General features: G+C 48.4%; 6 protein-coding genes and 1 pseudogene. 4 read left to right on the forward strand and 3 right to left on the reverse strand.

Annotated elements, in window-relative coordinates; all coding sequences use genetic code 11:
* Positions 1-104 precede the first annotated feature (104 nt).
* The 4 genes from PCH02S_RS35025 to PCH02S_RS35040 all read left to right on the forward strand — a co-directional run bounded on the left by PCH02S_RS35025 (position 105) and on the right by PCH02S_RS35040 (position 4,863).
* Positions 105-1,718, forward strand: a complete 1,614-nt coding sequence (locus tag PCH02S_RS35025) for a LytS/YhcK type 5TM receptor domain-containing protein (protein WP_246069431.1) — start codon at positions 105-107, stop codon at positions 1,716-1,718.
* Positions 1,719-1,724: 6 nt separating this feature from the next.
* Entirely contained in the window at positions 1,725-2,480 is a 756-nt protein-coding gene (locus PCH02S_RS35030; protein ID WP_127458731.1) for a LytR/AlgR family response regulator transcription factor, read from the forward strand.
* Positions 2,481-2,594: 114 nt separating this feature from the next.
* Complete coding sequence (locus PCH02S_RS35035; RefSeq protein WP_127458732.1) at positions 2,595-4,664, forward strand: carbon starvation CstA family protein; 2,070 nt, start codon at positions 2,595-2,597, stop codon at positions 4,662-4,664.
* Between the two features lie 4 nt (positions 4,665-4,668).
* Positions 4,669-4,863 carry a YbdD/YjiX family protein gene (locus PCH02S_RS35040; protein ID WP_174806861.1) on the forward strand — a complete coding sequence of 65 codons (195 nt, stop codon included), beginning with the start codon at positions 4,669-4,671 and terminating at the stop codon, positions 4,861-4,863.
* 52 nt (positions 4,864-4,915) lie between these two features.
* On the opposite strand, the gene PCH02S_RS35045 is transcribed toward PCH02S_RS35040, so the two are convergent.
* The 3 genes and pseudogenes from PCH02S_RS35045 to PCH02S_RS36655 form a co-directional block, all read right to left on the reverse strand.
* On the reverse strand, positions 4,916-5,671 hold the full coding sequence (locus PCH02S_RS35045) for a DeoR/GlpR family DNA-binding transcription regulator (RefSeq protein WP_127458734.1): 756 nt from the start codon (positions 5,669-5,671) through the stop codon (positions 4,916-4,918).
* Between the two features lie 138 nt (positions 5,672-5,809).
* The gene (locus PCH02S_RS35050; RefSeq protein WP_164819849.1) at positions 5,810-6,550 is read right to left on the reverse strand and encodes an SDR family NAD(P)-dependent oxidoreductase; all 741 of its coding nucleotides are present in this window, start codon (positions 6,548-6,550) and stop codon (positions 5,810-5,812) included.
* 396 nt (positions 6,551-6,946) lie between these two features.
* Positions 6,947-7,096, reverse strand: a pseudogene (locus PCH02S_RS36655) (aldo/keto reductase); the annotation flags it as partial.

The following is a 7,096-nucleotide window of genomic DNA, read 5'->3' on the forward strand; positions in this document are numbered from 1 at the left end:
AATAATGGCTGGCGGGGAAAGGTGCGCTAGATGAGTATACGGCAAGCAAGCCCACACAATTTCTGTTAGGATAACAATATGAGATTGCAAAAGGTGAGTGAAGCATGCTTCAACTGATTCAATTGTTCGTGGATATGATGGAACGGGTTGGTTTTCTGATCGCGCTGGCGTTCGCGTTTTCCCGCAGCCGATGGATGCGCAGCTATATGAGCTATCAAGGGGACAGGACGTATCAATGGCGGTTCTTGTTCTTTTTCTCCGCGTATGCGATTCTTGCGACGTATTCGGGTGTGACGGTTTCCGACTACACGTACAGGCCGGCGCCGTGGATTGGCGAGGTTTCGCCAACAGCGGCGATTGCGAATGCACGAACCGTTGGAGTTGTCATCGCAGGACTGCTTGGTGGCGTCAAAAGCGGATTGATCGTCGGCATCATAGCCGGCGTGCATCGGTACAGCCTAGGTGGATTTGTAGCGGTTGCCTGTATGATTGCTCCTATTCTGCAGGGCATATTGGCAGGGCTGTGTCGCAATGCCTTCAAGAAACGCTTTCGGAAAATAGCGTCCGTACAGCTCGCATTTCTCGTTGGATTCATGGCAGAAGCTTTACAGATGATTCTTATTCTTGCTTTGGCCAAGCCTTGGGATGATGCATTCAACCTGGTGTCGCTTATTGGTTTGCCTCAGACGCTCGCGAATAGTGTTGGTGTCGCTCTCTATTTTGTGTTATATAACACAATGGAGCGCGAAGAGGCCAGAATTGGTGCGGAGCATGCCCATCAAGCGCTGCAAATTGCCGATATGACGATGCCGCTTTGGCGGCTGGATTTCGACAAGGCGGTAGCGGAAATCTCGAAGGTGCTGAATGAGGAAATGAAGTCGGTAGGCGTATTTTTCAGCAAGGATGGCAAGTCATGGGTTGCGGAGGGGAGAAAAACGCAGCACGCCAACGATCTCATCATCCGTGTTCCCAATCAGCCGCAGGTCGGCCAGTTCCGTCTGTATTTCGAGCGTGAGCAGGATGACAATCCGTCGCGCAGACGCATGCTTTCCTCACTCGCGGAGCTGCTTTCTCAGCAATATGCTTTCGTTGAATCGGATCGGCAAACACAGCTTTTGGCGGATGCGGAGATTCGTTCGCTGCAGGCGCAGATGAATCCTCATTTCCTGTTTAATGTGCTCAATACAGTCAAATCTTTTATCCGTACGAAACCGGAAGAGGCCCGCCAAATGGTGATGCATCTATCCAAGTTTTTGCGCAAAAATATGAGTCACGGCAACCAGCGTCTTATTACCATACGCGATGAATATGAGCTGGTCATGTCTTATCTGAGTTTGATCAAATCCCGTCTAGGGGATCAGATGGAATTTTACGCCGATATCGACGAAAGGCTGCTGGACCATGCGATTCCACCTTTTACGATTCAGCCGCTGATCGAGAATGCGATCGTGCATGGTATCAAAAACAAGCCGGGCATCGGCGTCATTCGACTTTCGGTGAAGGAGGAATTGGACGAGGGCAAGCTCCATGCGCGTATTACTGTACAGGACAACGGAGTTGGTCTTGAAACAGCAGGATCCGATCTTCAGTCGGAACATGCGGGGCTGGCTTTGCGGAATATCGAGCAGCGTCTGAATTATCACTACGGCAAAGAACATCCTTTGGAAATTGCAAGCAAGCCGGGGGAAGGCACGATCATTAAATTTTGGGTGAGGTGATGGCGGTTGGGTTGGAATATTGTCATTGCGGATGACGAAGAGCCGGCTAGAGAAGAATTGATTTATCTATTGGAAAGCAGTGAGGAGGTGGAGAAAGTTACCGCGGCAACTGGCGGAATGGATGCGATTAAGAAGGTCAAAGAATTAGCGCCGGATGTGTTATTTCTTGATATGGACATGCCGGATCTTAGCGGCTTACAGGTTGCCGAAATTGTAGGAGAGATCAATCCGCAGGTGAAAATTGTTTTTTCCACTGCTTACGATCAATACGCCGTTCACGCGTTTAAGCTGCGTGCTTTTCATTATATGCTGAAGCCGTACGATGAGGAGGATATCGCCATTGTGTTCAGGGAGCTGCGCAAAAGCAAAACACAACCTCAGAACAGCGCAGCGGCGGCCGCACCAGGCCAGACGACATCCGTGAAAACGAGCGTAAAGCTCGCTTTGGAATTGGAAGAAGGAATCCGATATGTCTCGCCGAAGGATATTATGTATATTAGCAAGGAGATTAAGCATGTGCAGGTTCACCTTCACGATAAGGCTTATAATGTCTCGTATACGTTATCAGAGCTGGAGCAGAAGTTGGAGCCGTATGGTTTTTTCCGCTGTCACAAAAGCTATCTGGTTAACCTCGCTGCCATCTCAGAAATGAAGACCTGGGTGAATGGCGCGTACAATTTGCTGATGGAAGATGCAGGGCGAAGCACCATACCCGTCAGCCGGAATTATGTGAAGCAGCTGCGTTTGAAACTAGAAATTTAACATCATGAAGCTCGAAAATGGCATGTTGCGTTTGAGGTATTCCGCTTGTTCCCCAAACAAGCTATACTTCCTGTAAGCGCTAACAATCATGTTATCAGGAGGGTGTTCATAGATATGTCACTATTAAAAAACAAATTTGCTTCCTATGTGATCTGGGGTGTCATCGCCCTGCTTGGCGCGTCAGGCTTCGCGATGCTCGCACTTTCGAGAGGCGAAAGCATCTCGGCGATCTGGTTAATTATTGCTGCCATTTGTACGTATTCTTTCGGCTATCGTTTCTACAGTCGATTTATCGCTCGCAAAATTTATGAGCTTAACGACAAGCGGGCAACGCCGGCTCATGTTCAAAATGATGGCAAAGACTATGTACCTACGAACAAATATGTCCTCTTCGGTCACCATTTTGCTGCGATTGCAGGGGCGGGGCCGCTTGTTGGCCCGATTTTGGCCGCTCAGATGGGATATTTGCCGAGTATTCTCTGGATCATTATCGGGGCCGTTCTTGCGGGCTGCGTGCAGGACTTTGTAACCCTGGTAGGTTCCATGCGCCGCGGCGGCAAGTCGCTCGGACAAATGGCCAAGGATGAAGTTGGCCCATTCAGCGGTACTTTGGCTTCTATTGCAACGCTGGCCATTCTCATTATTATCGTTGCTGTTCTTGGGCTTGTTGTTGTGAAAGCGTTAGCAGAATCTCCTTGGGGCATGTTCACTATTGCGATGACGATGCCGATTGCGATATTCATGGGCTTTTATATGCGCTTTATTCGTCCCGGCAAAGTCATTGAGGGTTCTATCATCGGTTTCGTTTTGTTAATGATCGTTTTGTGGTCAGGCCAGTTTGTGGCGGAAAGTCCGGCTTTAGCCAGCATGTTTACGTTCACCGCTCCGCAAATTGCGGTTTTGATGGTGATCTATGGGCTTATTGCTTCCATTTTACCGGTTTGGGTACTGCTTGCTCCGCGGGACTATTTAAGCTCATTTTTGAAAATAGGGGTAATCCTGCTCCTTGCCGGCGGTATTATGGTGATTTTGCCTGAACTAAAAATGCCTGCCGTAACCAAGTTTATTGACGGTACTGGACCTGTGTTCTCCGGTAATTTATTCCCGTTCTTGTTCATTACGATTGCGTGTGGCGCGGTCTCCGGGTTTCACGCATTGATTTCCTCCGGTACGACGCCGAAAATGATTGATAGAGAAAGCCATGCGCCGTTTATCGGCTTTGCCGGAATGGCCGCTGAATCTTTCGTTGCGGTGATGGCATTGATTGCAGCATGCTCCTTGGAGCCAGGTCTGTACTTCGCGATGAACTCTTCGCCGGCTGTGATTGGCACCGATCCTGTTGCCGTCGCAGCCAAAATTTCATCCTGGGGCTTCACTTTGACGCCTGATCAAATTACGGGCACGGCAAAAGAAATCGGCGAGAAAACGATCCTCTCCCGAACGGGTGGAGCACCAACGCTTGCCGTAGGTATGGCTGAGATTTTCTCTTCCTTTTTAAACGGGGCCAAAGCGTTCTGGTATCATTTCGCGATTTTGTTCGAAGCGGTTTTTATTCTGACTGCCGTAGATGCGGGGACACGCGTCGGCCGATTTATGCTTCAGGATTTAGTCGGCAATTTCTACAAACCTTTTGGCCAAACCAAAGATCTCAGATACAACTTCATCGCTTCCCTGATCGTTTGCTTGGCATGGGGATACTTCCTTTATCAAGGAGCTGTCGATCCGTTTGGCGGCATTAACTCCCTGTGGGCGCTCTTCGGGATTGCCAACCAAATGCTGGCGGCCATTGCTTTAGCCGTAGCGGTTACGATTATGATCAAAATGGGCAAAGCCCGCTATGCTTGGGTAGGCATGATTCCTTTCGTGTTCCTGGCCGTGACTACGTTGACTGCGGGTTACCAAAAAGCATTTTCCCCGAATCCAACGATCGGTTTTCTATCGGCTGCCAAAAAGTATCAAGAGGGGATTGATAAAGGCCAAGTAATAGCGCCAGCTAAAAACATGGACATTATGCACCAAATTGTAACGAATAACTATATCGATGCAGGGTTAACGATTTTCTTTGGTATCGTCGTCCTTCTGATGATTATCATTTCAATTCGTTTGTGGTTCAACATTATTATTCAAAAACAAAAGCCTCAACTGCAAGAATCGCCGTTCGTCCAATCCACATTTGGAGGGTGATATCGTGAATGCGATCACGAGATTTTCGAACAAGCTGAACACGACGGTCAAGATCATTTTCAATATCCCGGACTATGACAAATACGTGAAGCATCAGCAGGAGCATCATCCGGGCCATCCCATTTTGACGGAAAAAGAGTTCTATATGCAGTCTCTTCACGAGCGTTATGAAAGCGGCAAAATCAATAGGTGCTGTTAATATGAAAAAAACTCGATCCCCGGTGATGAGCCGAGAGGTCGAGTTTTTCTTCTTAAAGGAAGGGGGCGCCGGCGTCTCTGAAGGCTTCCTTCATTTCTGGTGTTATTTTGGAATCGCTAATAATACCGGTTGTTTCCTGCACTTCACCTATGACGAAAAGAGAGCTGCGACTGAATTTGGAATGGTCGGCCACAAGATACGTCTCCATGGATTGCTTCATCATCCGGCGATTCGTTTCGGCTTCCAGCTCATTGTAGATCATCATGCCGCGAGTTAAGGAAATGCCGTCTACACCCATGAAGGTTTTGCGGATGCTGAGATTATCGAGTGTGGCATTGGCGAGCGGCCCCGAAAGTTCAAACGTTTGCGTGCGAATCACGCCACCCGTCAGAATGAGCTGCAGCCCTTGCGTGCCGATCAACTCGTAGGCAATATTCACCGCATTGGTGATGACGGTGAGGTTCTTGAATTGGTTCAGCTTTTTGGCGATGAACGTCGTAGTCGTTCCGCCTGTTAAGCCGATAATATCGCCGTCCTCGATGAAGTTAAGCGCTTTGTCGGCGATTTCTTTTTTCTCTTCTGTATAAAGGTCCATTTTGTTGAAAAAGGGGACTTCCACCTTTAAGCTTTCCAGCACGGCGCCTCCGAAGGTGCGGATGCAGCGTTTTTCTTGCTCCAGAATCTCAAGATCCCGCCTGGCTGTTGCTTCCGACACGCCAAATTGCTGAACGATATCGATCAAGGCGATGGAGCCTTTATCTTTGATGGCTTGCATAATGGCATCTCGGCGAATATCTGTCTTTCCCATGGAACCTCCTAAAAAGCTTTCCTCAAGGAAAGCTAGCTAACGATGTGAGTAGTGTTAGCTTCTATTTTATCATGTGGATGGATAAGCCGTCCATTAGGGCGGAGGATGGGGGGCTTGCCGATGTGCTTGAGGTCGTTGCTACAGGAAGAGGTCTTCTACAACTGCCCCTTGATGGAAGGATTTGCCGAGCAAGAAGCCAATCAATTTGTCGGCTGTTGCAGTGGGGGATGCCAACATACCGCGATCTTTTACCATTTTAAAAATGTCCGGTGTGGCCAATGCTTCATTGCTTGTGTTCCTTGCCTGTTCTTGCAGACTTGTATCGACCATACCCGGGTAAACCGAGACGATTTTAACTGCCCCTGATTCGACTCCCTGTTCCAATCCCACGCAAGATGAAAAAGCATCGAGTCCCGCTTTAGCAGCCGAATATGCGCTCATACCTGGAAGCAATTGTTTGGCAGAGGCTGAGGAAATGTTTAGGATGCGCTTTTCTAACGGTAGGTGCTGAGTAAAGCGTATGAAACTGGAGGTAAGCACGATAGGGGCGAGCAGATTAACATGAAGGTTGTCCATTAAGTCCTGTGAGTTTGCTTGCTCGATTCGGGAAAAAGGTGAAATGATAGCTGCATTATTAATGAGATAGACGCCTTCAGCATTTGTTAGATTAATCTTCTGGAATACTTGTTCCATCAGAGCTTCGATTTGATTGACGTTTTGTAAATCAAATTCGTAGTAATCTAGGTGACAACTAGCCGCTATTAAGTCATTGTTTTTTGTCCTGGAAAAACAAATCAGGTGATGCTCAGGAGAAATGAGCTTAAATGCCATAGCTTCTCCAAGACCACGGGATGTGCCGGTAATGATAAAGTACTTCATTTGAACAACTCCCTTAATAGAGTAGATGAGTATGAGGCTCATAGCAGCTAAAAGATTGCGGTAAGCAATTCTTTCGGCGAGAGGGAACCGTAGTCCTCTAATTGGTCTAGGGGGACATGCTGCGATTAACGCCGATTTCTGCTGCTATTATTTCTGGTTTATGCCATTTTTGCTCAAGCAACTGGAATTCCTACCGTTAATTTCGCCGAATTTACCACTACCGTTCATCTACTGATGATTTAGATGGAGTTTCTACAGCTAACTCTCGTTCAGCCACTACGCAGCGCGAATTAGAGGTAGAAATTCCTTTTGTTTCAGCTGGAGCGGGGAGAAATAAATTGCCACTAACAACGTAAAAAAGCCCCGGCACTACCCGCCGGGGCTTCCATCATGCAGCTACACCGTAGCTGCTGTCAAATCAAGCCATGCCAACTCCTGCGGAGTGAGCACAAGCTCCGCGCCGTCGCGGCATGAGAGCATTTCGGCCTCGTTGCGCGGTCCGATGAGCGCGCAAGCCGGGAACGGCTGGCTCAGCACGTAGGCGAG

The organism is Paenibacillus chondroitinus NBRC 15376 (assembly GCF_004000765.1).
Taxonomy (GTDB): Bacteria; Bacillota; Bacilli; order Paenibacillales; family NBRC-103111; genus Paenibacillus_E; species Paenibacillus_E chondroitinus.